General features: G+C 44.5%; 25 protein-coding genes. 3 read left to right on the forward strand and 22 right to left on the reverse strand.

Translation table 11 applies throughout. The features are described from left to right. Positions 1-53: 53 nt before the first annotated feature. From HRR27_RS06845 to gyrA, 22 genes are all read right to left on the reverse strand, one after another. Entirely contained in the window at positions 54-1,469 is a 1,416-nt protein-coding gene (locus tag HRR27_RS06845; RefSeq protein ID WP_173272156.1) for an SPOR domain-containing protein, read from the reverse strand. Between the two features lie 249 nt (positions 1,470-1,718). Next, positions 1,719-2,123: a YchJ family protein gene (locus tag HRR27_RS06850; protein WP_173272158.1), complete on the reverse strand. Its 405-nt coding sequence runs from the start codon at positions 2,121-2,123 to the stop codon at positions 1,719-1,721. Positions 2,124-2,135: 12 nt separating this feature from the next. Next, positions 2,136-3,524, reverse strand: coding sequence for an MATE family efflux transporter (locus tag HRR27_RS06855; protein WP_243830804.1), 1,389 nt, complete (start codon positions 3,522-3,524; stop codon positions 2,136-2,138). A 69-nt stretch (positions 3,525-3,593) separates the two neighbouring features. Continuing rightward, complete coding sequence (locus tag HRR27_RS06860) at positions 3,594-3,995, reverse strand: hypothetical protein (protein WP_173272160.1); 402 nt, start codon at positions 3,993-3,995, stop codon at positions 3,594-3,596. 16 nt (positions 3,996-4,011) lie between these two features. Further along, positions 4,012-4,608: an NUDIX domain-containing protein gene (locus tag HRR27_RS06865; protein WP_243830805.1), complete on the reverse strand. Its 597-nt coding sequence runs from the start codon at positions 4,606-4,608 to the stop codon at positions 4,012-4,014. A gap of 4 nt (positions 4,609-4,612) precedes the next feature. Then, a complete protein-coding gene (gene alr, locus HRR27_RS06870) occupies positions 4,613-5,701 on the reverse strand; it encodes an alanine racemase (RefSeq protein WP_173272164.1) in 1,089 nt (362 codons plus the stop codon). Between the two features lie 64 nt (positions 5,702-5,765). Beyond that, on the reverse strand, positions 5,766-7,211 hold the full coding sequence (dnaB, locus tag HRR27_RS06875) for a replicative DNA helicase (protein ID WP_173272166.1): 1,446 nt from the start codon (positions 7,209-7,211) through the stop codon (positions 5,766-5,768). Between the two features lie 174 nt (positions 7,212-7,385). Beyond that, positions 7,386-7,838 carry a 50S ribosomal protein L9 gene (rplI, locus tag HRR27_RS06880; RefSeq protein ID WP_173272168.1) on the reverse strand — a complete coding sequence of 151 codons (453 nt, stop codon included), beginning with the start codon at positions 7,836-7,838 and terminating at the stop codon, positions 7,386-7,388. Positions 7,839-7,857: 19 nt separating this feature from the next. Continuing rightward, positions 7,858-8,748: a DUF2232 domain-containing protein gene (locus HRR27_RS06885; RefSeq protein ID WP_173272171.1), complete on the reverse strand. Its 891-nt coding sequence runs from the start codon at positions 8,746-8,748 to the stop codon at positions 7,858-7,860. Positions 8,749-8,783: 35 nt separating this feature from the next. Beyond that, entirely contained in the window at positions 8,784-9,011 is a 228-nt protein-coding gene (gene rpsR, locus HRR27_RS06890) for a 30S ribosomal protein S18 (RefSeq protein WP_173272173.1), read from the reverse strand. A gap of 5 nt (positions 9,012-9,016) precedes the next feature. Beyond that, on the reverse strand, positions 9,017-9,370 hold the full coding sequence (gene rpsF, locus HRR27_RS06895) for a 30S ribosomal protein S6 (RefSeq protein ID WP_173272175.1): 354 nt from the start codon (positions 9,368-9,370) through the stop codon (positions 9,017-9,019). Between the two features lie 144 nt (positions 9,371-9,514). After that, positions 9,515-10,222, reverse strand: a complete 708-nt coding sequence (pyrF, locus tag HRR27_RS06900) for an orotidine-5'-phosphate decarboxylase (RefSeq protein ID WP_173272177.1) — start codon at positions 10,220-10,222, stop codon at positions 9,515-9,517. 29 nt (positions 10,223-10,251) lie between these two features. Beyond that, positions 10,252-10,608, reverse strand: a complete 357-nt coding sequence (locus tag HRR27_RS06905; RefSeq protein WP_173272178.1) for a LapA family protein — start codon at positions 10,606-10,608, stop codon at positions 10,252-10,254. A gap of 165 nt (positions 10,609-10,773) precedes the next feature. Continuing rightward, positions 10,774-11,079: an integration host factor subunit beta gene (locus HRR27_RS06910; RefSeq protein ID WP_173272180.1), complete on the reverse strand. Its 306-nt coding sequence runs from the start codon at positions 11,077-11,079 to the stop codon at positions 10,774-10,776. A 139-nt stretch (positions 11,080-11,218) separates the two neighbouring features. Beyond that, entirely contained in the window at positions 11,219-12,883 is a 1,665-nt protein-coding gene (gene rpsA / locus HRR27_RS06915) for a 30S ribosomal protein S1 (protein ID WP_173272184.1), read from the reverse strand. 189 nt (positions 12,884-13,072) lie between these two features. After that, positions 13,073-13,747 carry a (d)CMP kinase gene (gene cmk / locus HRR27_RS06920; RefSeq protein WP_197905448.1) on the reverse strand — a complete coding sequence of 225 codons (675 nt, stop codon included), beginning with the start codon at positions 13,745-13,747 and terminating at the stop codon, positions 13,073-13,075. A gap of 2 nt (positions 13,748-13,749) precedes the next feature. Next, entirely contained in the window at positions 13,750-15,087 is a 1,338-nt protein-coding gene (gene aroA / locus HRR27_RS06925; RefSeq protein WP_173272190.1) for a 3-phosphoshikimate 1-carboxyvinyltransferase, read from the reverse strand. A 41-nt stretch (positions 15,088-15,128) separates the two neighbouring features. After that, positions 15,129-15,998: a prephenate dehydrogenase gene (locus HRR27_RS06930; protein ID WP_173272193.1), complete on the reverse strand. Its 870-nt coding sequence runs from the start codon at positions 15,996-15,998 to the stop codon at positions 15,129-15,131. A 4-nt stretch (positions 15,999-16,002) separates the two neighbouring features. After that, entirely contained in the window at positions 16,003-17,121 is a 1,119-nt protein-coding gene (gene hisC / locus HRR27_RS06935) for a histidinol-phosphate transaminase (protein WP_173272195.1), read from the reverse strand. A 40-nt stretch (positions 17,122-17,161) separates the two neighbouring features. After that, positions 17,162-18,274: a prephenate dehydratase gene (gene pheA / locus HRR27_RS06940; protein WP_173272198.1), complete on the reverse strand. Its 1,113-nt coding sequence runs from the start codon at positions 18,272-18,274 to the stop codon at positions 17,162-17,164. A 95-nt stretch (positions 18,275-18,369) separates the two neighbouring features. After that, on the reverse strand, positions 18,370-19,461 hold the full coding sequence (gene serC, locus HRR27_RS06945; protein ID WP_173272201.1) for a 3-phosphoserine/phosphohydroxythreonine transaminase: 1,092 nt from the start codon (positions 19,459-19,461) through the stop codon (positions 18,370-18,372). A gap of 75 nt (positions 19,462-19,536) precedes the next feature. Further along, entirely contained in the window at positions 19,537-22,179 is a 2,643-nt protein-coding gene (gene gyrA / locus HRR27_RS06950) for a DNA gyrase subunit A (protein ID WP_173272204.1), read from the reverse strand. 272 nt (positions 22,180-22,451) lie between these two features. Here gyrA and ubiG point away from each other — a divergent pair, with 272 nt between their 5' ends. Genes ubiG through HRR27_RS06965 form a run of 3 tightly spaced genes read left to right on the forward strand, consistent with a single transcriptional unit; the run spans position 22,452 to position 24,596 of the window. Beyond that, on the forward strand, positions 22,452-23,195 hold the full coding sequence (gene ubiG / locus HRR27_RS06955) for a bifunctional 2-polyprenyl-6-hydroxyphenol methylase/3-demethylubiquinol 3-O-methyltransferase UbiG (RefSeq protein ID WP_173272207.1): 744 nt from the start codon (positions 22,452-22,454) through the stop codon (positions 23,193-23,195). A 4-nt stretch (positions 23,196-23,199) separates the two neighbouring features. Continuing rightward, positions 23,200-23,877 (forward strand): HAD family hydrolase, encoded by a 678-nt coding sequence (locus tag HRR27_RS06960; protein WP_173272209.1) that lies wholly within the window; start codon positions 23,200-23,202, stop codon positions 23,875-23,877. Between the two features lie 20 nt (positions 23,878-23,897). Next, positions 23,898-24,596, forward strand: a complete 699-nt coding sequence (locus tag HRR27_RS06965) for an SDR family NAD(P)-dependent oxidoreductase (RefSeq protein WP_173272211.1) — start codon at positions 23,898-23,900, stop codon at positions 24,594-24,596. Positions 24,597-24,599: the final 3 nt, after the last annotated feature.

A 24,599-nucleotide genomic window follows, 5' to 3' on the forward strand; every position in this document is an offset into this window, starting at 1 on the left:
GAATCAAAAAAACCGGCAGATGCCGGTTAATTTTACGCTGAGCGATTCATGGGTCATTTCACTCGATCCAGTACCGCGTCAATATGGCGAATCCATGGCGAAATCCCTAATGTCTGCTTGAGGTTTTTCGCTAATTCATCCGCCTGTTTTCGTTCCTTGAAACTACCGACAATTAACACATACATCGTTTTGTTATCCCGAATCTGTGGAATGATTTTAGCGTCTTGTAGCTTGTTTTTGTTAATCATTCGCTGAATCGAATCCGTCTCAAGCATGCTCATCAACTGCAAGGTATAGTTCTTTTCAGGTTGCTGCATTAACCATTGCACCTCAGCCGTTGGTTTCTTTTTAGCCACATCCACAATCACCGGTGTTGTGACCTTAGGTGTGTCAGGAACGACAATGGCATTCGTTTCTGGCACGACGGCAATCTGGATTTCCGGTTCTTTTGGTATACTCGGCGAACGAATTTCCCCGATGTTTTTTGTCATTTCAGCGCTTTGATCATCAGCTTCAATCGCAATATTAACGGCTGCTTTGAACGGCTTAACCTCAGGGATTACCGGTTCTAAATCCGCTACCGTGTTTTGCGCTCTACTCTGTAAAACAGTGGCCATTTGTTCAATTTTTTGCTGCAACACGTTTTCGCTTATATTCTGTTGTTCAGCTTGAGTTTGTTGTAAATTTTTTAAATCATTACGGACCGTTGCTAACTGCGCTTCTAAAACAACAATTTGGTTTTGCAAAGCACTTAACTTTTGGCGATTTTCATCTGTGGCCAGCAAAGTGGCTTCGGTATTTAGAGGCGTGTTTTCAATATTTTGTTGCATAGCAGCAAGCAATTGCTGATTTTTCTCCGTTTCGAGTTTCAGACTATTCAACCGTTCATTCATGCTGTTATAACCCAGCACGACTACAACAAGAACCGTGATAAACAGACTTAACATAATGGCCATGCCGACCAGCATCGAACCCTTTGACCCATTGGCCCCATTGGCTGCCGCATTGCTTTTAGAGGCAGGAGCAAATTCTTTCGCTGAAAAACTGGGGGTGACTTCTGGTTGGCGCATGGTTTTTTGATTCACGTTATCGGTATCCATTAAAGGCGTTGAATGAGAAAGACTGACTTGGGAAAAATCATCGTCAAAATCATCATCTGAGAAAGCCAAAGTGTTACTGGCAGGTTTGTCTTCGAATGCTTGGCGATACAAATCTGCAGGCTGAGATACGCGATTATTTTGCGACATTGGTATCGCTTCCGTTGACTGAAAAGACGGGGTATTTTGCCTATTGGACTGGGAGTTTTGACTGGCCTGTAAGACACTTTGTGGAACCACATCTTCAGCGGCTTTTAACCAATCTTGTAGCGTGGTCGCAGATGAGTCATTTGACATTGATTTGGCACGATTTTCGATATCCGCGAGAATGCGCGCGCGTTCGGCATCAAGTTCTGAGGGGCTATTCGCCATGCTAAATTTCACCATTCCCTGAGAAAAGTTGGTAATTATTGTAGAATGCTTTAAGCAAAAAAGATACACCTCTTACACGGAGCACTAAGTATTATGCCTAATCTATCCAGCGTTGGCGACGCCCTTTTAATTACACTTGCTTTTATGGGCATTTCAATCAGCGTAGTGGCTATTTTAATGTGGTGGTTATACCGCGTGTTTCGCAATAAAGACGAGTAACTTTTAAATGGTTGGCGATTTGTTAAAACACTATTTAATCTGCCCATCCTCATAATACCAATGACCTGCGGAATCACGGCTGAAAAAACTGGTTTCGTGCAAGTGTCCGGTTTGTGGCGGTTCTTCCAAATCCACTACACGGTAATGTGCAACAAACGTGACCCAGCCTTGTTGATCTTTTTTACGCCCTTGTTTTCGACCGTTAATGTTCAATCCAGTCCAAACGATATTCTTTTCAAATTCAATCGTTTGTGGACGAGTCCTTGGATGCCAAGTCCGCAATAAATAATCCGCATCATGTAATACAAAAGCACAGTAACGGGAACGCATCAACTGCTCGGCAGTCAAAGCATTCTGTGCATTTAGGTGCAGCGGTTGACAGCAGTCAACGTAGAGCTTACCCGAATTGCAGGGACATAAATTTATCTCATTCATCACTTTTGCCCTTTATGCCGCACGCATTTCACGATAGATGTCCGGCAATTTAAAAAGCAATCGCCAAGCCAATAAAATGGCTGCAATTCCTAATCCAAGGCAGATCCCCAACCAAAAACCATTTACGCCCATGGGGGCAACCAGCCAGTCGGTCAAACTCAGCACATAGCCTAAGCCAAGCCCGACTAACCAGTAACTAAAAAAAGTCACCCACATAGTCACTTGGGTGTCATGAAAGCCCCTTAACACACCCGCACAAGCCACTTGAACAGCATCGAAAATTTGATAAGCCGAAGCAAATATCAAAAGAATCACCGCAACTCCGATGACCGCACTGTCTGCCGTATAAAGGGCACTGATTTCCGAACGCCAGAACCAAGTGGTAAATGCCAGTAGCAAACCAATCAATAAAGCGTAACTAAATGAAATTTTTAGAAGCAACTGCATATGCGCAACGTCACCCCGCCCATAAACCTGACCTACTCGTACTGTTAAAGCCAAGCCCCAACTAAGTGGCAACATAAAAAGTAATGAGGTCACGCTAATCGCTATTTGCTGCGCGGCAATCACTTCCGTACCCAAGGGGGCAACAAAGAGCGCGACTAATGTAAACAAACTGACTTCAAATAAAAGTGCAAACGCATTTGGAATCCCTATTTTTAGCATCGGTCCAATCCCTAACGCCCATCGTGGTTGCAATAGTCCGGACCAATTTAGGAAAGAGTTAGTCAAACGGTTCTTAAATACATATACCATACCGATTAGTAGCATCGTCCACATCACAATCGCGCTGGCCACACCACAACCAGCAGCCCCCATTGGTTCAAGCTCACCCCAGCCGAAAATAAATAACGCATTCAGTGGAATATTGATTAACAGCGCCCAAAAACTGATCCACATACTCGGTAATGTCTGTCCAAGACCTTCCCAGTAAAAACGTAATACTTGATAAAACACAACCGCTGGCATGCCAAAAGCGATATACCATAAATACTCTTCCGTTAACTGATACACCGTTGGCTCTAAAGAGAGCCAGTTCAGCACTGGCTGCATATTTGCCATCAGCAAGCTACTCAATAACGCCAGCGGAATGGCAACCCAAAAACCGTTATTCAAAAACCGGCCAATGGCTTCGCCATCATTCTTACCATAGGCTTTACCGACTAAAGGCGTAATCGCCATCAGTACGCCTATACCGAAAATAAAAATCGGTAGCATAATACTGGAACCCAAGCCAATTGCCGCTAAGTCTTGCGTACCGGCCATACCCGACATCAAGGTATCGACTACCCCTAAACCGGTTAAAGCCAGTTGTGCCATAAAAATTGGCCAAGCCAATTGAAGCAGTTTTTTAGATTCTGTGCCAAAAGCATCGGATTGCAGAGAAATGGGGTTAGACAAAGTAACAGTCTCAGTGAAATTCAGGGATGACTTGCGGCAAACAGGCTGTTTGCACGCAAAAAAAGCGCGTTAAGATTTAGTCGAAACTTTATCTTTCGATGATTCCGATTGCTGTTCTGGCTGTTGCCAATATTCTTCACCAAATTCCTTTTCGGCATCAGCGACTAATTGTTCTTGCACCTCACTGGGTAGTTCTTGTGGAACCGGCTCAACCAGCGCAGGAAAAAGAAAAATACAGACCGCTTTAATCGACCAGTAAACCATCGCATAAATGACGATTGCCAAGGCCAGCACTAAAGGCAAGCCAAACACCAAATCAACTATCAATGCATGACCAGCAAAAACCTTATCTACCAAGGCTTTTTCGATAAAGGCAAACTCCAACCAAAAAAACACCGCCAGCCAACTTAAGGCGATCATCCACGGATTAAATTTAGGGTGGAAGCGAGTGTTACGAAATAGACACAACATATTGAAATAAATAACTTTAAGCAGATAGCTTTTGAAAAAAAAGCCATTGTAAAGCAATTAGCGTACTGGCAACATTAAAATCACCTCGTAACAACTTCTGTTTGGCTTCTTCAAATGGTATCTTCAGCACCCGAATGTCCTCGACATCGGCCGCTAAACCAGCAAATTCAGCAACTAGCGAGCTATCAACCTCGGCCGCATAAAGATGCAAAATTTCATCCGAACCGCCAGGGCTTGGATAAAACTGACAAATATATTGCGCGGAATTTAAAGCAATTCCTGCTTCTTCTTGTGCTTCTCGCAGAGCTGCTTGTTCTGCGGATTCACCGTCATCAATCATGCCAGCAATCGGTTCAATCAACCACGCTTGCGCGGCATTACCGATTGTTTGTGCGTGCTGCAAAGCACCAGCACGGCACTGTTCAATCAAAATAACCACCTGAGCTTGGCAATCGAAGAGCAATAAAACGGCTGCTTGCCCTCGACCAACAAGTTCGCGTTCAATAGGCACGCTCATGCCGCCGCTATACAGACTGTGTTGATAACGCAAGACATCAATCCGAAAAAAACCTTGGAACGCATTACGCTGCTCAAGTACACATAATTGTTTCATGCTGTTATCCATTCACCTCGATAAAAGGAACGCGTAGTGTAATGCCGGTAAGCAATTCATAACCAATTGTGTCAGCACACTGCGCCACCTCATCAACACTTAATAGGGCATCACCCCATAAAATGGCACGATCACCCACTTTCACCTTGTCGACTTGATGACTTAAATCAACCGTAATCATATCCATCGAAACACGCCCGATTAACGGCACTCTTTCGCCATTAACCACGACTGGTGTGCCATCTTTAGCATGCCGTGGATAACCATCACCGTAACCGATAGCAATGACTCCGACATAGGTATCTTTTTTTGCTTGCCAGCGATTACCATAACCAACGAAATCACCAGCGGGTATCCATTTTAAGGCAATAACCTGGGACTCTAATCGCATAACCGGCTTAAATGGATGACGTGGTTTGATTGGCACACCCGCACCGTACAACAAAATACCAGGACGAACCCAATCTAAATGGCTTTCAGGGTAATGCAATATACCGGCTGAATTGGCCAAACTGCATTTATAGTCCCAAGCCTGACAATGCGTTTTAAAACACTCAATCTGCTGCTGAGTAAACGCCTGTGAATGAACTTGCAGCTCATCGGCAGAGGCAAAATGACTCATGAAATTAAGCTGATAGGAATTATCACTTTCCATGAGACTCTGCACCACACTTTGCACCGCATCGGGATGAAAACCTAAACGGTGCATACCGGTATCTATTTTTATCCAGACATTCAGCGCGACTGAATGGCGGTGCGCTAGCAGCCATTCCAACTGATATTGTGAATGAATCACCAAATCCAAGCGATTATGCAGCACCTGCGGAAGTTCGGCCGCCGTGAACAATCCTTCAAGCAGCAGTATACGATGCAAAAATCCTTTTTGACGCAACAGCAAGGCTTCGTCCAATGAGGCGACCGCAAAGCCATCTGCATTACTGAGTTGCTGCGCTACGCGACAAATACCGTGCCCATAACCATTGGCTTTAATCACAGCTAAAACTTTAGAATTAGGCGCTAACTGTTTGATTAAACGTAAATTGTGGGCCAATGATGATAGATTGATATAAGCTTTTGCTGGACGGTAAATCATGCCAATGGCATCCTTTTCCTATGGCGTTGTAAACAAAATGAACAAGCGTCTTGCTGCATTTAGGCTATGGATTATGCGCGTGAGCTGCATGGTTATCAAAGCGCGTATATTCACCAATAAAAGTTAACCTAACCGTACCAAGCGCTCCATTACGGTGTTTGCCTAAAATAATCTCAGCAACACCTTTGTCTTCGGATTCTTTGTTGTACACCTCATCACGGTAAATGAAGATAATTAAATCCGCATCCTGCTCAATCGCACCTGATTCGCGCAGATCAGACATCACTGGGCGTTTATTTGGACGTTGCTCCAAACTGCGATTAAGCTGGGATAGAGCAATAACCGGTATGCTTAATTCTTTGGCTAAGGCTTTCAGACCGCGTGAAATTTCGGAGATTTCATTGACCCGATTTTCAGCATTCGCTGAACCACGCATCAGCTGTAAATAATCAACGACCACTAGGCCTAAGCCTGTGACTTGGCTGTCTGGATCAGGGTGCCCCGCTTCTGTCGCCTCTTTACGTTGGGTATCGCGAATATCTTTATCAATCCGACGCGCCCGCGCACGTAATTCAGTAATCATTAAAGCCGGTGTATCATCAATATAGATTTTAGCTTTTGAGAGAATATTGACCGCTTTATTCAATTTTGGCCAATCTTCTTGTTCGAGTTTACCGCTACGCATGCGACCGGCATGAATCCGTCCGACCGAGCTGATCATCCGCATTGCCAATGATTCACCAGGCATCTCCATGGAAAACACCGCAACCGGCGTGCCGTTGCGCGTCGCAATGTTTTCTGCCATGTTCATCGAAAAGGTCGTTTTACCCATCGATGGTCGCCCTGCAACAATGATTAAATCGCCATTTTGTAAACCAGCGGTCAATTCATCAAAGTCGGTAAGATGGGTTTCTTGGCCGGTGATATGCCCTTCGGTATTAAAAAGCTCATCAATTTTGTTTAGTGCCGAGGTCAATAAAGTATGCATGGTTTTGTACTGACGTTCTTTACCCTCACCATGCTCAGCGATTTCTAAGATTTTAGATTCGGCAATATCGAGAATATCACGTACATCTTTGCCTTTCGGAAAATAGGCGTGCTGAGCAACCTCGTTACTGGCTGCAATCAAATTACGTAAAATCGCCTTGTCACGTACCAACTTGGCGTAGTACAAAATATTGGTCGCGCTCGGAGTGTTGCGGACTAAGTCGGCTAGATACGCTTTATCACCAGCCAACTCAAGCGTGCCAATACTTTGCAAATGGTTGGCCACCGTCACTAGGTCAAAAGGTTTATTGTTCCGGTTAAGGTCAATAATCGCTTCGAAGATCGCTTGGTGCTGCTTCGTATAAAAATCCTTGTTATTGACTATTGTCATGACATCATCCAACACTTCATTAGACAACATCAATCCAGCTAATACCGACTGTTCGGCATCGATTGAGTGCGGGGGGATTTTAAACGGATTTTCGGATTCGGTGTTAGCCGATGAGTTAGTTGTAATGTGCATTCGCGGCGGGTTAATCCATTGATTAGCAGTACAAGAAAACCAACATTATAACGATAGCGTTGAACCTAAGGGGACAAATCGTAGAGGAATTTTTTAGCGGATTTTTAGACATAAAAAAAGCGCGATTTTCATAATAAAAACCGCGCTTCTCTTAAGCAAAGTTTGGCTTAATAATTAAGCTTCTAGTGCTTTAACTTCAACCGTGATGGTTGCAACAACATCCGTATGTAGTTGAACGTCAATTTCGAAAGTACCAACGAAACGTAGAACACCCTCTGGCATACGAACACTGCGACGCTCAACGTCAAAACCAGATGCTTTAAGTGCATCAGCAATGTCTTGAGTGCCAACAGAACCGAACAATTTACCTTCGTCACCGGCAACCGCAGCAACAGTGATTACTTGACCGTTTAGGTTTTCGTAAATACCTTGCGCAACCGCTAGCTCAGCAGCCGCTGCAGCTTCTAAGTCTGCACGACGTGCTTCAAATTCAGCAACGTTTGCTTCAGTTGCCGCTTTTGCCTTACCTTGTGGGATAAGAAAGTTACGAGCGTAGCCCGATTTAACAGAAACTTGGTCACCTAGATTTCCAAGATTTTGAACTTTTTCAAGCAGAATTACATTCATGGCTTAAACCTCTATCTCTTTATTGCGTTTTCCCTCGGTCGCGGAAATTCATCCAGCTATCTAATAGACCGATGGTAGCTAAAATCAGCATCATTTGCGGAAGCAAAAATAGCAAAACATATAAACCAACTAACCATGCTGTACTGGCATCGCGCGATCGAACTAGGAAATGAGCAATACTCAATCCTTGAAACATCAGCGCAGCAATAACAACACCGGAAATATCATACAAAAGACGAACTTCTTGTCCGACAATCAAGCCGGTAATCGCGATAACAACCGCGATGGTTGCCGTACTTTTTGGCAAAGCCAATTGATGGAAATCTTGTTGGAACTGGCCTGGATAGTAAAGTTGACTTTGCCACCAGCGCCCTAGCATTAAAATGCTAAACCACAAGATAAGTGCAAATACCGCTAAAAGCATTGTGACCATCTGTGACATTTGCGGAACAAATGACGCATCAAAATCAACTCCAGCTGTATCTAACACCGGTTTGATTTGGTTGTTAAACATCGTTAACCACCAAGCACTGGTATCGCCAACCATCAAATGGAAGGCGACCAGAGCAACCCCAATCATCAGCATGCCTAAATGCAAAGATTGCGCGAGAGAGTTCGTTTTTCGCAAGACAACTGCCATCACAAAGACCGGCAGGAAATATTCCATAATCGCAATGACCGCTGGTAGATAACTACCATTCAACATCACGGTTAGTGCAATCTGAACTAACATCGCCCAGATTAACGATTTAGCCCCTTCTACGGCGTTGACACGCAACGTAATCAAGGCAATGATTCCCCCAGCTAAGATACCTATTGGGGCAATCCAAACACTTAACGCAGAAAGCAAAGTCACTGCAATATTGGCCTGCATAGGCCCTTTCATACTGTAGTTGGCTAAGGCTAACATGCGTGTGTTCCAGCTATTTCACTTCTTCAAACAAATTATTTGTGTTGATCAGTGTATGGCAATAAAGCGATGTAACGAGCACGCTTGATTGCATTTGAAAGTTGACGCTGATACTTTGCACTTGTTCCTGTAATACGGCTTGGAACAATTTTGCCAGTTTCAGTGATATAAGACTTTAGCGTCTCCATATCTTTATAATCAATGTGTTTAACACCGTCTGCGGTAAAACGACAGAATTTTTTACGACCAAATCCACGAGCCATCTTTCTTACTCCTTGTTATAACGCTTTTCAGCTTTATCATCTTTACGAGCCATCATTACTGAAGGTTCAGTAAGGGCTTCGTCTTGCTTAATAACCATGCTACGTAGTACAGCATCATTGTAGTAGAAAGCGTTCTCAAGCTCAGCAAGGGCTTCTGCACCACATTCGATGTTCATCATGATGTAATGTGCTTTGTGAACCTTATTGATTAGGTAAGCCAGTTGACGACGGCCCCAATCTTCTAAGCGGTGAATTTGACCACCAGATTGTTCGATCATTGATTTATAACGATCGACCATTGCAGGAACTTGCTCTGACTGATCCGGGTGTACTAGAAATACGACTTCATAATGGCGCATTCAAATATCTCCTTATGGATGAATAAACAGTCTCCCAAAAAGTGGTGAGACAAGGAAATCAAGCGCAAGGCTTGAAAGCGCCGGATTATAGCGGCTTTCTTACCTTTAAGCAAGTCATTTCCAAAGCAAACACCGCTAACGCATTTAAATTGAAGCGTTAATCGCCTTTAAGGCCGCGACTGGATCGGCGGCTTGGGTAATTGGACGCCCAATGACTAGGTAACTCGAACCTGACTTGATTGCATCAGCAGGTGTCATAATACGTTTCTGGTCATTCACATCTGCACCAGCTGGCCGAATCCCCGGCGTAACTAAACAAAAATCAGGACCTAATTCAGTACGCAACATAGCTGTTTCTTGTGCCGAACAGACCACACCATCTAGTCCAGACTGTTTGGTCAGCTTCGCTAAACGCAGTACATGTTCTTGCGGTTCCACATCCAAACCTATTTCAGCCAGATCTTCACGCTGCATGCTAGTCAAAACCGTCACGGCAATTAATAACGGCGGCTGCTCAAATTCAGCCAAAGCCTGCTTTGCAGCCTCCATCATTTTTGAACCCCCGCTAGCGTGCACATTGACCATCCACACACCCATTCTGGCCGCTGCCTGTACCGCTTTAGCGACCGTGTTTGGAATGTCGTGATACTTTAAATCCAAAAATACATCAAATTGCTGGCGAATCAATTGCTTAACAAATTCAGGCCCGGCAACAGCAAACAACTCTTTACCGACTTTTAAACGGCATTCATTAGGATTAAGTTGGGCAACAAATTCAAGCGCCGATATTGAATCGGGAAAATCCAGTGCAATCAAAACTTTAGGGTCATTATTTAACGTATTTTCTGTCATAATTTTTTTCCAGTTCAAACATCATTCGATTAATTTATTGAGCGGCTATTGAAAGGTAACCTTGTAACGTTAGCGCTATTATCAACGTTTCCTGAGCGCAACTCCTGCGCTAAACGCTTTTTAGCATGCACCAATTCATCCGCCTGTTTTTGATTCAGTCGCGTCTGCTTTTTTAAGCGCCATTTTAACTGCGTTACTTGCATCTTAATCAACAGAGCACCCATCAACATTCCGACAACGAGAGCAATGGCTAACGCTAAACCAAGCGGAAAATCAAAATGCAACAAATAGAGATCAAACTGAACAGAATGCGGATTCAAGACACCGAGCAACAAGCCCAATAGTAAAAAAATTAGGGTAAAAGCCATTGAAATCAGTTTAAACATAAGCCCCCACAGCCTTATTAAATATTGCTTAAATTATAGTGGAAATGGCGCACACCTGTGGAATATTAAGGCAGGATTCTTTTTAAGCTAATAACGAATACGTAATAAAAAAGGCGCTAAACCCAAAAGGAGTTAGCGCCTTAAATGTAATCACTAAATTGTTAATTACAGGATGATATCAGTAGAATCGCGTGAGTCGTTGACCCGCTCTCTCAATGCCTTACCTGGCTTAAAATGCGGGACTCGCTTATCAGCTAATTCAACCGTTTCTCCAGTTTTTGGATTGCGCCCAACTCGGGCTCTACGATGATGCAGACTAAAACTGCCAAAGCCACGAATTTCAATTCGCGAGCCTTCCGATAAAGTATCAATCATCGAATCCACAATTTGGTTAACAGCCAGTTCAACGTCTTTTTGCGAAAACTGGGTCTGTTTACGCGCAATCAATTCAATCAGCTCTGACTTGGTCATTTGACGTCACTCTTATCTTATTACTAACAAAGGGTAAGTCTTGTTAAAAACCTATCATTTTGACCAAACAACCTCTGAAATTTATGCGTTAACGCATAAATCCAGAGGCTTAATCAACTAAAATTATGTTGATATCAGATTACATCTTGTCTTTCAGAAGATCGCCAAGTGTGTTGCCACCCATTGACTGTTGATCAGCAGTATAACCTTTGATCGCTTCTTGTTCGTCATGAGCTTCTTTTGCTTTCACTGACAGTGAAATTGAGCGGTTTTTACGATCAATGTTAGTTACCTTAGCAGTAACTTCTTCACCTTCACGTAGAACTGTCGTTGCATCACGCGTGTCTTCAACTAGTTCAGAAGCGCGAAGGTAACCTTCAACTTCTGGACCTAGATCGATTACAGCGCCACGCTCGTCGACAGATTTAACTGTACCGGTTACGATTGAACCTTTACCGTTAGAAGCAACGAACTGACCAAATGGATCTTGCTCAAGTTGTTTAAGACCTAGAGAGATACGCTCACGCTCTGGATCGATAGAAAGGATGATGGTTTCTAGCTCGTCACCCTTCTTGAAGTCACGAATTGCGTCTTCGCCTGTTTGATTCCAAGAGATATCAGTCAGGTGAACCAAACCATCAATACCGCCGTCTAAACCGATAAAGATACCGAAATCAGTGATTGACTTGATAGAACCAGAAATCTTATCGCCTTTCGCATGAGTTGCCGAGAAGCCTTCCCACGGATTAACAGTACACTGCTTGATCGATAGAGAAATACGACGACGCTCTGGATCAACATCTAGAATCTTAACTTTCGTCTCTTCACCTAGGTGAACTACTTTAGATGGGTGGATGTTACGGTTAGTCCAATCCAACTCAGAAGTGTGCACTAAACCTTCAATACCGTCTTCGATTTCAATGAAAGCACCGTAGTCAGTAATGTTAGCTACTTTACCCATGACCTCTGCGCCGATTGGGTAACGAGCAACCATATCTGCCCATGGATCTTCTTCTAGTTGTTTCAAGCCTAGAGATACACGGTTGCGCTCTTTATCGAACTTAAGGACTTTAACTTCAAGATCATCACCAACCTGAACGATTTCAGATGGGTGAGAAACACGACGCCATGCCATGTCAGTAATGTGTAGAAGACCGTCAACACCACCAAGATCGATGAATGCACCGTAGTCAGTAAGGTTCTTAACGATACCTTTAAGGACTGAACCTTCTTCCATGTTAGCAAGAATAGCTTCACGCTCAGCAGAAGATTCCTGTTCGATTACCGCACGACGTGAAACAACCACGTTATTGCGCTTACGATCTAGCTTAACAAGTTTCAGTTCAACTTCTTTTCCTTCAAGGAAACCGAAGTCACGGATCGGACGAATATCCACAAGTGAACCAGGTAGGAAGCCACGAACGCCATCAACGTCAACCGTAAGACCGCCTTTAACCTTACCAGTAACGAAGCCTTTAACCACTTCGCTCTCTTCCATCGCCGTTTCAAGACGATCCCAAGTTTTCGCACGTTTCGCTTTTTCACGTGATAGGCGAGTTTCACCGAAACCATCTTCTAGATTTTCTAGGTAAACTTCAACTTCATCACCAACAGCAACTTCAAGATCGCCGTTTGCATCAAGGAATTGTGACTTAGGAATAGCTGACTCAGATTTCATACCTGCATCAACCAATACAGCTTCTTTGTCGATACCGACAACTGTACCGATGATTAGAGAGCCAGTGTTAAATTTGTCTTCTTGTAAAGACGCTTCAAATAGTTCAGCGAAAGATAATTCACTCATGAATTTAAATACCAATTATTTCTCAACCGTCTGTAACTGCGAATGGGAGTATTCGTCAACAACCGGGTCAGTTAACATTAAATCTGCTTTCCCAAAAGCGGATTTTATAAAAAACAAAATCCCCGGTTCACGATGAATCCGAGGAGATAAAATTTACTTGAAAATCAGAAGTTTACCGCATAAGAACCATTATTTAACTAATGGTAAAATAAGGCCTTTTTTATGCAGTAGAGACAATGCATTTTGACAGACCTGATTGATATCTAAATCACTGGTGTCTATCGTAATCGCATCGTCTGCAGGCTTTAAAGGCGCTGTCTCGCGACTTGCATCACGCTGATCTCGCGCTTTAATGTCCTGAATAATCTGATTGATATTAGCATCATTCCCTTGTTTTTTCAACTGTTTAACTCGTCTTTCCGCGCGAATTTCCGCAGAGGCGGTTAAAAACAGTTTTAAATCGGCATCAGGAAAAACCACAGTCCCCATATCACGCCCATCCGCTATAAGGCCCGGAGCTTGCGCAAATGCTTGTTGGCGCGCTAACAAAGCTGCGCGTACTGCTGCAATTGGCGCAACTTGTGACGCCACCGAAGCGACCTCCTCGGTACGAACTATCGATGTAATGTCAACGCCTGCATAAATAATCGCACCCGCTTTAAACTCTACGGGTAATTGCTTTGCCAAAGCGGTAATTGCGTTGATGTCATCCAACGCCAACTTATCTCGCATAACGCCGTACGCAAGTGATCGGTAGATTGCTCCACTGTCCAGAAAATGAAAACCTGCTTGCTCAGCCAACCACTGCGCTAAAGTTCCTTTACCAACCCCGCTCGGGCCGTCAATGGTAATCACTGTTGCCATCATTATGCCTCGACCGCAGAGATAACCATCCCTACTTGATTAATTAACGGTAAGAAAGTTGGAAAAGACGTGTTCACATTGGCACAATCATCAATCACAATTGTATCAACTGCACGCAAACCCGCGATCGACATCGCCATTGAAATACGGTGATCATGGTGGCTTTGAATTGCGCTTCGTTGCACGCATTGGACACCACCGTTAATAATCATACCATCTGGGGTTGGTTGAGCATCTATTCCCACAGCCAATAATGCATCGGCCATTACCTGAATACGATCCGACTCTTTAACACGCAACTCTTCCGCTCCGGTTAATACGGTTTTTCCTTGTGCGGCAGATGCTGCGACAAACAATACAGGAAATTCATCAATCGCCAAGGCAACCAACTCTTCTGGAATTTCAATTCCTTTTAAAGGGGCATATTTAATATGCACATCCGCAACAGGCTCGCCGCCGACTTCATGGAAATTCTCTAAAGTCAGATCTGCACCCATCAATTTTAGAATATCAATTACTCCAGTACGGGTTGGATTCATGCCAACGTGCTCAATCACTAAATCTGAGCCTTCAGAAATCGCCGCAGCGACCATAAAGAAAGCAGCCGAAGATATGTCAGACGGCACATCAATATGCATCCCAGTCAATTTACCGCCGCCCTGCAGACAGGCACGAGTTTGCTGAGCATCGACCTTTTCGGAGTGCACTTCGTACCCGAAACCATTTAACATCCGTTCTGTGTGGTCACGAGTCGGTGCAGGCTCGAGCGCACAAGTTTTGCCGTCCGCGTAAAGCCCCGCCAAAAGTACGCAAGATTTGACTTGAGCACTGGCCATCGGTAAAACGTAATCAATTGCTTTCAGTGGCTCGCCAGACCCTCTGATAACCATTGGTAGAGTACCGCCTTCTTGGGTTTCTATGACCGCGCCCATGGCACTTAAAGGGTCGACAACACGCTTCATTGGGCGCTTAGATAGCGACGCATCCCCGATCAAGGTCACATCAAAATCTTGACCGGCAATAATTCCAGCAAGAAGACGCGTTGAAGTACCTGAGTTGCCCATATCTAATGGTTTCTCTGGTTTTTTCAATCCTTTTAAACCGACACCGTGCACCGTCACTTGACCGTTTACAGGGCCTTCAATCTGAACGCCCATGTCCCGAAAAGCATTTAAGGTTGCCAAAGCATCCGCGCCTTCTAAAAAACCGGTTACCGTTGTTGTTCCTTCCGCGATTGAACCCAGCATAATACTGCGATGTGAAATCGATTTATCACCCGGAACGCGCACTCGTCCTTGAATTTTTCCGCCCGGTTGGACATGAAATTGAATATTTGCCATGTTTATCTGTCTCTACTAAATTCTAATGTCTAAATTCGCGGTTAGCGCTTAACGATATGCTCATCGCGCGCGGCTTTCGCGGTGGCAAACAGTGTGTATAAAGCTTCACTGTCTTGCTGTTCTACCAAAGGAATCATCTGGTCAAGGTAGTTACGATACTCAGTCAGCCATTTACTGATTGCCACACTATTAGCAACGGAAATATCGCGCCACATTGTTGGGTCGCTGGACGCAATGCGACTGAAATCACGAAAGCCTCCCGCTGTGTACTTAAACACATTGCCTAATTCAGGATGTTCGTTAAGCAACTCTACTAGAGCAAAGGCTAACAGATGCGGTAAGTGAGATGTTGCTGCGAATACCTCATCATGAAAACTGGCTGACATGATCTCCACTTTGGCACCCAGCGCCTGCCAAAGCGCTTTAACTTGTAGCACAGCAGCATCGGAACTTTTCTCGGTCGGCGTAATAATGACACGATGATCAACATACAAAGTTTCATCAGCCGCCAATACACCGCTTTGCTCTTTACCAGCAATCGGATGCGCCGGAACGAAATTTTCCGGCAGAGAGCCGAACACTGTTGTCGCAGCTTCAATGACGCTCTGCTTTGCCGAGCCAGCATCGGTAATAATGGTATGTTCTTCCAAGTAAGGTTGAATCATTTCCAGCACCGATTGCATTGCACCCAGTGGAACCGCCAGTAGCACTAGATCACACCCTTGCATGGCGCTTTTTGCGTCAAGGCTGAAGCTATCAATGACATTCAGCTGAACAGCCAACTCCAAATTATCCTGGTTATGCCCAAAACCATGTACTTGCTGCGCCAAACCAAGTTGTTTGATGCCTTTAGCAAAAGAACCACCAATCAAGCCAACACCGATAACGGTAATTTTATTTAAGCAATTCATCAGGTTACAAAACTTTATTCAAAGCGCCCATGAAATGATTATTTTCATGGTTATTGCCAATTGAGACACGCAAATATTCGGTCATTCCATAATTGGCTAGAGGACGTACGATGACCCCTTCGCGCAACAATTTTTCGTAAATTTCCAAAGCGTTCTCACCAAATTTAATGGTAATAAAATTCGCAAACGAAGGAATCACTTCCAACCCTTTCGCCTCAACGGCATTGCGTACTTGCATCATGCCTTGATCATTCGTACGCAGCGTTTTGGTGACAAACTGCGGATCACTTAACGCGGTAATCGCCGCGACTTGTGCATAAGCATTCACACTAAAAGGCATGCGTAACCGGTTGATATAGGAGATGTTTTCTGCACAACCCAACATATAGCCAATGCGCAAGGAAGCAAGACCGTACGCTTTAGAGAAGGTGCGCGAAACCAGTAGGTTTGGATAGGCGTTTATATAGTCGACACCATTTGGGTAGCTGCCATCATTACAGGCATGCTCAGCATACTCTAAATACGCCTCATCCAAGACAACGAGAACATTGCTCGGCACTTGGCTAATAAACGCTTCCCAATCATCACGACGAAATAGCGTACCAGTAGGATTATTTGGATTTGCCACATAAATCAATTTGGTTTTGGCGGTTATCGCCGCTAACATTGCCGGCAAGTCATGGCCGAAATTTTTTGCCGGCACTTCCACTGCAGTAGCACCAACAATTTGTGCTGAAATTGGATAAACCGCAAACCCGTACTGCGAATACATAACTTCATCATCTGGGCCGGCAAACACACGAGCAACCAACTCCAGCAACTCATTTGAACCATTACCAATGGTGATTTGGTTCATGTCAACTTGCAAAAATGCCGCCAATTTCTCACGTAGATTATGCCCACTACCATCAGGATAGCGCGACATATTGGCCGCAAAATTATGCAATGCGGTGGCCACTTTCAGACTCGACCCTAAAGGATTTTCGTTGGAAGCCATCTTTGAAACATAACTGACTTTATATTCACGCTTCAATTCATCTATCGGCTTACCTGCCACATAGGGATTTACTTTTTTAACTGCGGGTTGAACCAAGTCATAAAAATTTGTAGAAGAGTCACTCATAGCCAATCCAAAAATTTATTATTGTTGTATTTATATGCATTTATAACGGCGAAATTGGAAACGATCCGAGGACCTTTAAAAATTGCGCGTGCTGACGAACATCGTCTAAGGCCTTCGCTAAATCCTCATCATCCTGGTGACCAAGTACATCAATAAAAAAGACATAATCCCAATTTTTACTTTTTGATGGCCGCGAAATAATGCGTGTCATATTTAAGCCACGCGCAGCGAATGCCTGCAAAGTGTCCAGTAACGCGCCCGCCTGATTTTTAATCGACAAGACAAGAGCGGTTTTATCTTCACCGCTTGGAGCCACTGCTTCTCGACCCAGAACCCAGAATCGCGTACTGTTTTCTTTCGAATCAGAAATGTGGTATTCCAGTATAGGCAGCTGATACAAATCCGCCGCTTGTTCAGAGGCAATCGCCGCCAAACTCGAATCATTCTGTGCCATTTTCGCGGCTGCGGCATTTGAACTCACCGCTTCTAATTGCGCCATCGGCAAATTATTTTTTAACCATTGACGACACTGCCCAAGCGCTTGCTGATGCGCCAAGACCTTTTTAATCTGCTCACCGCCTTGAGCGTGAGTTAATAAACAGTGGTCAACCGCCAACTCAAGTTCACCAGAAACCTGCAAATCGCATTTCAAAAGTTCATCTTGGGTCGATTTAACTTCGCCCTCGGTAGAATTTTCAACCGGCACAATACCATAATTAGCATCGCCATTTTGCACCGCCGCAAACACTGCTTCAATACTCGAAACCGCAATTGGGTGTGCTGAAGTACCAAACTGCTTAATCACACTGGAATGCGAATAACTGCCTTCTGGCCCTAGATAAGCCACACTAATCGGTTGCTCTAACGCCAGACAAGTCGACATGATTTCACGGAACAGTTTAGCCATTTCTTTGTCTGGCAAAATCGAGGTATTTCGCTCTTTTACCGCACGCAACACTTGCGCTTCACGCTCTGGGCGGTAAAACACCGCTTCAACCTTGCCGCCTTGGGTTTTTATGTCTGCCACTTTTTGCGCACAGGCTGCGCGCTGACCAATTAATGCTTGAATCTGTTGATCGATGGCGTCAATTTGATTACGGATTTCAGTCAGTTGCGCTTGTTCGATTGCGCTTGGAGAAGTTTCTTCGCTCATAATGCTTAAGTTAGCTTTCAGTCTCAGTGTCGAGGATTCAACAATATGGGTTTTAAGACAAAAAAGCGAGTATCACCTCGCCTTTTACACCTTGTTTACTGCGGATTTTTCTCAGCAAAAGCGCGCATGAAAGCAATCAATGCATCAACACCCTCTTCAGGCATCGCATTGTAAATACTGGCACGCATTCCACCAAACGCTTTATGGCCTTTTAAGCTCAACAAGCCCGCCATTTTTGCTTCTGCCAAAAAAGCCGAATTTAGCGTTTCGCTTGGAAGCATAAAAGTGACGTTCATCCACGAGCGTTGATCCAATGCAATGGTATTGCGGTAATATCCAGACTGGTCAATGTAGTGATACAAATTTTGAGCCTTACGCTGATTAATTGCAGCGATTGCGCTAATCCCACCCAACGACTTCAACCACGCAAATACTTCGCCGGCCAGATACCAGGCCCAAGTATTTGGCGTATTGAACATGGATTCATTATTAGCGTAAACATCCCAATTCATCAGTTTTGGACAATCACTACGCGCTTGACCTAACAGGTCTTCGCGAACAATCAAAATAGCCAAACCAGCTGGACCGATGTTCTTCTGCGCACCTGCATAAATCATGGCGTATTTAGAAACATCAATTTCACGACATAAAATATTGGACGACATGTCTGCAATCACAGGCTTACCTTGTGCGAAAATCACATCCAACATCGGTTCTTTAAATTCCAAACCAGTAATGGTTTCGTTCGAACAGATATGGATATATTTTGCATCCGCACTGAATTTCCATTGGCTTGCATCCGGAATCTCTGTCGGGTTTTCACCACCACCGGCAACCACATTTACATTCACATAACGTTTCGCTTCGGCAATCGCCTTACTGGACCAGACCCCTGTATCAAAATAATCAACGGTATCACCCGCTTGGGTCAAATTTAGCGGAATGGCCGAAAACTGCAAGGAAGCCCCACCATGAACAAATAGAACGTGGTAATTTTGAGGAATCGCCATCACTTCACGCAAATCGTTTTCCATCTGCTTGGCGAGAGCCATGAATTCTGGGCTACGGTGACTCATCTCCATCACCGACATACTGGTGCCATTCCAATCAAGAAACTCGGTTTGCGCCTTACGCATCACCGCTTCTGGTAACATCGCCGGACCGGCGCTAAAGTTAAATGATCTCATCTTTTCCATTATCCTTTTGACCAAACACTCACGCATTTGGTCATCACAAAAACAGCGTTTGGATTACGTTAAATTTTACGCTTGTGGCTCTTCAGGCGGCACAGCCAATTCATCAGAATCGTTTTGAGTTACTGCGCTGACATCTTGATCTTGCATTGGATTTTCAATATCTTCTAACAATTCATCATCGCTATCATCGACATCCACCACGGCAATATCAACCACCTTTTCACCCTTGCCAACATTAATTAACTTAACACCTTGGGTGTTGCGCCCGACAATCGATATTTCATTAACGCGGGTACGTACCAAAGTGCCTTTATTGGTAATCAAGACAATTTCCTGCTCAGGTTGCACTGCAACCGATTTAACCACCATGCCATTTCGATCACTGGTCTTAATGGAAATCACCCCTTGACCACCACGATTAATGGTCGAGTAATCATCAATCGGTGTACATTTACCAAAACCATTTTCAGTCGCAGTCAAAATCAAGGTATCTGGCTTAGCTACCTGCATACTAATGACTTTATGTGATTCCGCTAGTTTCATACCGCGCACACCACGCGCGGTACGCCCCATCACACGAACATCATTTTCGTCAAAACGAATCGCTTTACCAATGTCGCTAAAGAGCATAATTTCTTGCTGACCATTGGTGAGTGCGGTACCGACCAACTCGTCGTCATCAAGTAAATCAACCGCAATTATCCCATTGGCGCGCGGGCGTGAGAAGTCTTGCAGAGCAACGCGTTTTACCACCGCATTTTTGGTTGCCATGAACACCACGCGTTCTTCGTCAAATTCATCAACTGGCAGTACCGACGTAATCACTTCACCCTCTTCTAGCGGTAAAACATTGATAATCGGTTTACCTCGACTACCTCGGCTCGCCAGTGGCAGCTGCCAAGTTTTTTGCCAATATAATTTGCCACGATTAGAGAAACACAACAGCATATCGTGTGTACTTGCGACAAACAGTTGACCAACTTGATCTTCTTCTTTCATCGCAGTCGCTGATTTACCACGACCACCACGACGCTGAGCTCGATAATCACTTAACGGCTGAGTTTTAATATAACCGTCTTGCGAAATCGTTACTATTCGATCTTCTACCGCAATTAAATCCTCAGCGTCCAAATCTTGATATGAGTGGTCAATCTCTGTTCGACGCGAATCGCCAAAGGTTTCCACTATTTCAACTAACTCGGCTTTAACAACTTCAGTCAAACGATCCGGATTACGCAAGATTTCTAGGTATTCTGCAATTTTCTCAAGAAGTGCACGGTACTCTTCCAGAATCTTATCTTGCTCTAGACCTGTCAAACGATGCAAACGCATTTCCAGAATCGCTTGCGCTTGTACCGGCGACAGCTTGTAGATTGAGCCTTCAGCACCAAAACCTTCTGGTAAATCTTCAGGGCGAACATCGGCCATTTCAACGCGGTCTAGCATATCGATTACCGAACCGATAGGCCAATCACGTTCCAACATGCGCTCACGCGCAACCGCCGGACTCGGAGATGCCTTTATCAATTCAATCATTTCATCAATATTTGCTAGAGCAACCGCCAAGCCTTCTAAAACATGCGCTTTTTCGCGCGCGCGACGCAGTTCATAAATGGTACGACGTGTAACCACTTCACGGCGATGACGCACAAAGGCTTCAACGATTTGTTTAAGGTTCAGCAATTTTGGCTGACCATCAATCAAAGCCACCATGTTCACGCCAAAAACCGTCTGCATCGTGGTCTGCTTATACAGATTATTAATGACGACTTCTGGTACTTCACCACGGCGCAACTCAATAACAATGCGCATGCCATCTTTATCCGACTCGTCACGCAGTCCAGTAATGCCTTCAATCTTTTTCTCTTTGACCAGTTCTGCAATACGTTCAATCAGCTTGGCTTTATTGACTTGGTAAGGAATTTCATTGACGATAATTTGCGATTTGCCGCTTTTGTCCGTTTCGATATCGGTTTTAGCGCGAATTTGTACGCGCCCACGGCCGGTTTCATAGGCTTGACGAATTCCAGCGCTGCCGTTAATGATGCCGTAAGTTGGGAAATCTGGCCCTGGTAAATACGCCATCAAACCATCAATATCAATGTGTGGATTTTCAATATAAGCAAGACAAGCATTGACCGTTTCAGTCAAGTTATGTGGCGGAATATTGGTCGCCATACCGACCGCAATACCAGAGGACCCATTTACTAATAAGTTCGGTACACGGGTTGGCAAAACATTTGGCTCGGATTCTGAACCGTCATAGTTTTCCGAGAAATTAACTGTTTCTTTATCCAAATCAGCCAGGAGCTGATGGGCAATCTTAGACATTCGAATTTCGGTATAACGCATCGCTGCAGGCGAGTCACCATCAACCGAGCCGAAGTTACCTTGTCCATCAACCAACATATAACGCAGAGAAAATGGTTGCGCCATACGTACAATCGTGTCGTAGACTGCCGTATCGCCATGCGGGTGATACTTACCGATCACATCACCGACAATACGTGCCGATTTTTTATACGGTTTGTTAAAGTCATTCTTCAGCTCGTTCATCGCATAAAGCACGCGACGATGTACCGGCTTTAAGCCATCGCGCACATCAGGCAAGGCTCGCCCAACGATAACACTCATGGCATAACTTAAATAGGACTGCTCCATCTCATCTTCGAGGGCAATCGGGATAATTTCTCGTGCAAAATCCGCCATTCGCTAAATCACTTTATTTTCAGAAATAAATGAATTGGGAATTATAGCGGTATTCACGCCGTAAAGCGACGATTTTAGGGTTAAAATTTAAGAGTCGTCCCCTTGTCGAAATTTAAAAAAAAGCGCGTAGTGCGCCTTATTTTTGCTCTCAAACGGTTTTTACCGATTTATTCGCTTATTTTTAACGCTCAAGCGGTATAATCTGGTCAAATTTTCAGTACAGCCATCCTTTTTAGGATAATTTTATCGAAATAAGTAGGTTAATTTTTAGCATGACGCCCGACCACACTCATCCGCAAAGTCACTCTACACCCGATAGCAACCTCAATGCGGATCCTCAAGAGCTGGCAAACTTTAACCGTCTTTCCAGTACTTGGTGGGATCAGCAAGGTGAATTTGCCGCACTGCATAAAATCAATCCTTTTCGCCTAGAGTTTATTCAACGCTGGCAACCAATAACCGAGCAATCTATTTTGGATATCGGTTGCGGTGGCGGTATCTTAGCTGAATCCTTGGCTCGCCTCGGTGCGCAAGTCACTGGTATCGACCTTGCTCAAGAAGTATTGAGCGTGGCACGCCTTCACGCCCTTGACCAAGAAGTCAGCGTCAATTATCAAAAAATCAGTGCCGAAGATTACGCACAGCAAAATGCAGGGCAACACGACCTTATCACCTGCATGGAGATGCTAGAACACGTCCCAGACCCTCAAGCGATTATCCAGGCAGCGGCCGATGCGGTCAAACCCGGCGGATGGGTGTTCTTCTCTACCCTAAACCGTAATTATAAGGCCTATTTATTGGCGATTTTTGCTGCTGAAAAAGTGCTTAATTTGGTACCAAACGGTACTCATACTTATCATAAATTCATTACTCCAGCAGAGATGGACGCCATGGCAAGAAAAGCGGGGTTGTTTTTACGCGACAGCGCGGGAATTGAGTTTAACCCGCTATTAAACCGTTATGGTTTAAACGATAAACTTGATATCAACTATTTACTCGCATACCAAAAAGGATAGCGTCATGAATCCGGCAACGAGCAATACGCTGCAGTGCATCCTTTTTGATTTGGATGGCACCCTACTTGACACCTCTTACGACTTTGCTTTTGCGATGGCTGAAACCTGCCGTCATTTTGATCAGCCGATAGTCACTTACCAAGACTTACGCAGTGTCGTTTCGCAAGGTGGTCTAGCAATGACACAACGTGCTTTTCCGACTCTGAGCGGCGCAGCTTTAGAACAACGACGACTGTATTTTTTAGACCGCTATTTTGAAAACATCGCACAACACACCCAACTGTTTCCCGGTTTGCAAGCCGGGCTTGAGCATCTCGCCGACAAACAAATACCGTGGGGAATTGTCACCAATAAACCTGGCTGGTTAACCGAAAAACTATTGGGATATTTTACATTTCCGAGTGCCCCAAAAACCGTAATCAGTGGCGACACTTTAGCCGTGCGAAAACCACATCCAGAACCGATGTGGCTTGCGGCGCAAGAGTGCCAAATCGCACCGGAGCATTGCTTGTATTTAGGTGACCATCCACGGGACATTGAAGCAGGCATTAACGCCAAAATGCAAACCGGCGCCGCCCTTTTTGGCTATCTGCCGGAAGGAAGCACAAGCGCGGACTGGCCCGCAGACTGGCTTTTTCACACCCCATTTGAAATCAGTCGTTTTATCAAACAACATTTTTAATTTAGTAAAGGGCGAGGTTTATGCAGATTCATCTTATTACTGGCGCGGCGCAAGGTCTTGGGCGAGAGCTGAGCCGTCAACTCGTCGAACGAGGTGACCAAGTCATTCTGCTCGACAAAGAGATGAAGGCTTTGATTCGACTGTACGATGAATTAGAAATAAGTGCACCGGGAAAAGCCTCTCTATATCCACTCGATTTACTGGGCGCAAACATTGACCACTATCAGCAATTTGCTGATACCTTAACGGCAGAATTCCCTAAATTAAACTCGGTTTTCTTAAATGCAGCCATCTTACCGGCCTTTACACCCATTCAATTTTTTGACTATAAACAATGGTATGAAGTGTTGCATACAAACCTAAACGCCAACTTTCATATTATTCAAAAAACGCTGCCACTGCTGTTGCAAAATCACGGGCAGTTGATCGCTATTTCTGATGAAAACCCTCACCAAAATCCCGCTTTCTATGGCGCTTATGGGGTCGCAAAAAGTGGTTTGGAACAATTAATGCACAGTGTCGCCGCAGAAAACAGCGCCAGCGATATTCACTGCTTTATCGCCGAATTGGGCGCTTTTGCAACCGAATCTCGCGGCCGCTTGTTTCCCGGTGAAAATCCAACATTGATGACCAGCGCAGAACGCATGGCCAAGGCATTGCTAAATGAAGTGAAACAGCAAGCACTGAACCATGGTCATGCCACCCTGATTAACCTGTAAATA

Source organism: Thiosulfatimonas sediminis (assembly GCF_011398355.1).
Lineage (GTDB): Bacteria > Pseudomonadota > Gammaproteobacteria > Thiomicrospirales > Thiomicrospiraceae > Thiomicrorhabdus > Thiomicrorhabdus sediminis_A.

Bases quoted from the DNA above. Each gene is read 5' to 3' on its own strand.
- gyrA (WP_173272204.1), bottom strand. From the start codon at position 22,179: ATGGCGGATTTTGCACGAGAAATTATCCCGATTGCCCTCGAAGATGAG.
- HRR27_RS06865 (WP_243830805.1), bottom strand. From the start codon at position 4,608: ATGAAACAATTATGTGTACTTGAGCAGCGTAATGCGTTCCAAGGTTTT.
- HRR27_RS06850 (WP_173272158.1), bottom strand. From the start codon at position 2,123: ATGAATGAGATAAATTTATGTCCCTGCAATTCGGGTAAGCTCTACGTT.
- HRR27_RS06930 (WP_173272193.1), bottom strand. From the start codon at position 15,998: ATGAATTGCTTAAATAAAATTACCGTTATCGGTGTTGGCTTGATTGGT.
- HRR27_RS06960 (WP_173272209.1), top strand. From the start codon at position 23,200: ATGAATCCGGCAACGAGCAATACGCTGCAGTGCATCCTTTTTGATTTG.
- pyrF (WP_173272177.1), bottom strand. From the start codon at position 10,222: ATGACAGAAAATACGTTAAATAATGACCCTAAAGTTTTGATTGCACTG.
- serC (WP_173272201.1), bottom strand. From the start codon at position 19,461: ATGAGATCATTTAACTTTAGCGCCGGTCCGGCGATGTTACCAGAAGCG.
- rpsR (WP_173272173.1), bottom strand. From the start codon at position 9,011: ATGGCTCGTGGATTTGGTCGTAAAAAATTCTGTCGTTTTACCGCAGAC.
- HRR27_RS06905 (WP_173272178.1), bottom strand. From the start codon at position 10,608: ATGTTTAAACTGATTTCAATGGCTTTTACCCTAATTTTTTTACTATTG.
- hisC (WP_173272195.1), bottom strand. From the start codon at position 17,121: ATGAGTGACTCTTCTACAAATTTTTATGACTTGGTTCAACCCGCAGTT.
- dnaB (WP_173272166.1), bottom strand. From the start codon at position 7,211: ATGCACATTACAACTAACTCATCGGCTAACACCGAATCCGAAAATCCG.
- HRR27_RS06860 (WP_173272160.1), bottom strand. From the start codon at position 3,995: ATGTTGTGTCTATTTCGTAACACTCGCTTCCACCCTAAATTTAATCCG.
- alr (WP_173272164.1), bottom strand. From the start codon at position 5,701: ATGATTTACCGTCCAGCAAAAGCTTATATCAATCTATCATCATTGGCC.
- cmk (WP_197905448.1), bottom strand. From the start codon at position 13,747: ATGGCAACAGTGATTACCATTGACGGCCCGAGCGGGGTTGGTAAAGGA.
- pheA (WP_173272198.1), bottom strand. From the start codon at position 18,274: ATGAGCGAAGAAACTTCTCCAAGCGCAATCGAACAAGCGCAACTGACT.
- HRR27_RS06885 (WP_173272171.1), bottom strand. From the start codon at position 8,748: ATGTTAGCCTTAGCCAACTACAGTATGAAAGGGCCTATGCAGGCCAAT.
- HRR27_RS06965 (WP_173272211.1), top strand. From the start codon at position 23,898: ATGCAGATTCATCTTATTACTGGCGCGGCGCAAGGTCTTGGGCGAGAG.
- ubiG (WP_173272207.1), top strand. From the start codon at position 22,452: ATGACGCCCGACCACACTCATCCGCAAAGTCACTCTACACCCGATAGC.
- HRR27_RS06910 (WP_173272180.1), bottom strand. From the start codon at position 11,079: ATGACCAAGTCAGAGCTGATTGAATTGATTGCGCGTAAACAGACCCAG.
- rpsF (WP_173272175.1), bottom strand. From the start codon at position 9,370: ATGCGCCATTATGAAGTCGTATTTCTAGTACACCCGGATCAGTCAGAG.
- HRR27_RS06845 (WP_173272156.1), bottom strand. From the start codon at position 1,469: ATGGCGAATAGCCCCTCAGAACTTGATGCCGAACGCGCGCGCATTCTC.
- aroA (WP_173272190.1), bottom strand. From the start codon at position 15,087: ATGGCAAATATTCAATTTCATGTCCAACCGGGCGGAAAAATTCAAGGA.
- rplI (WP_173272168.1), bottom strand. From the start codon at position 7,838: ATGAATGTAATTCTGCTTGAAAAAGTTCAAAATCTTGGAAATCTAGGT.
- rpsA (WP_173272184.1), bottom strand. From the start codon at position 12,883: ATGAGTGAATTATCTTTCGCTGAACTATTTGAAGCGTCTTTACAAGAA.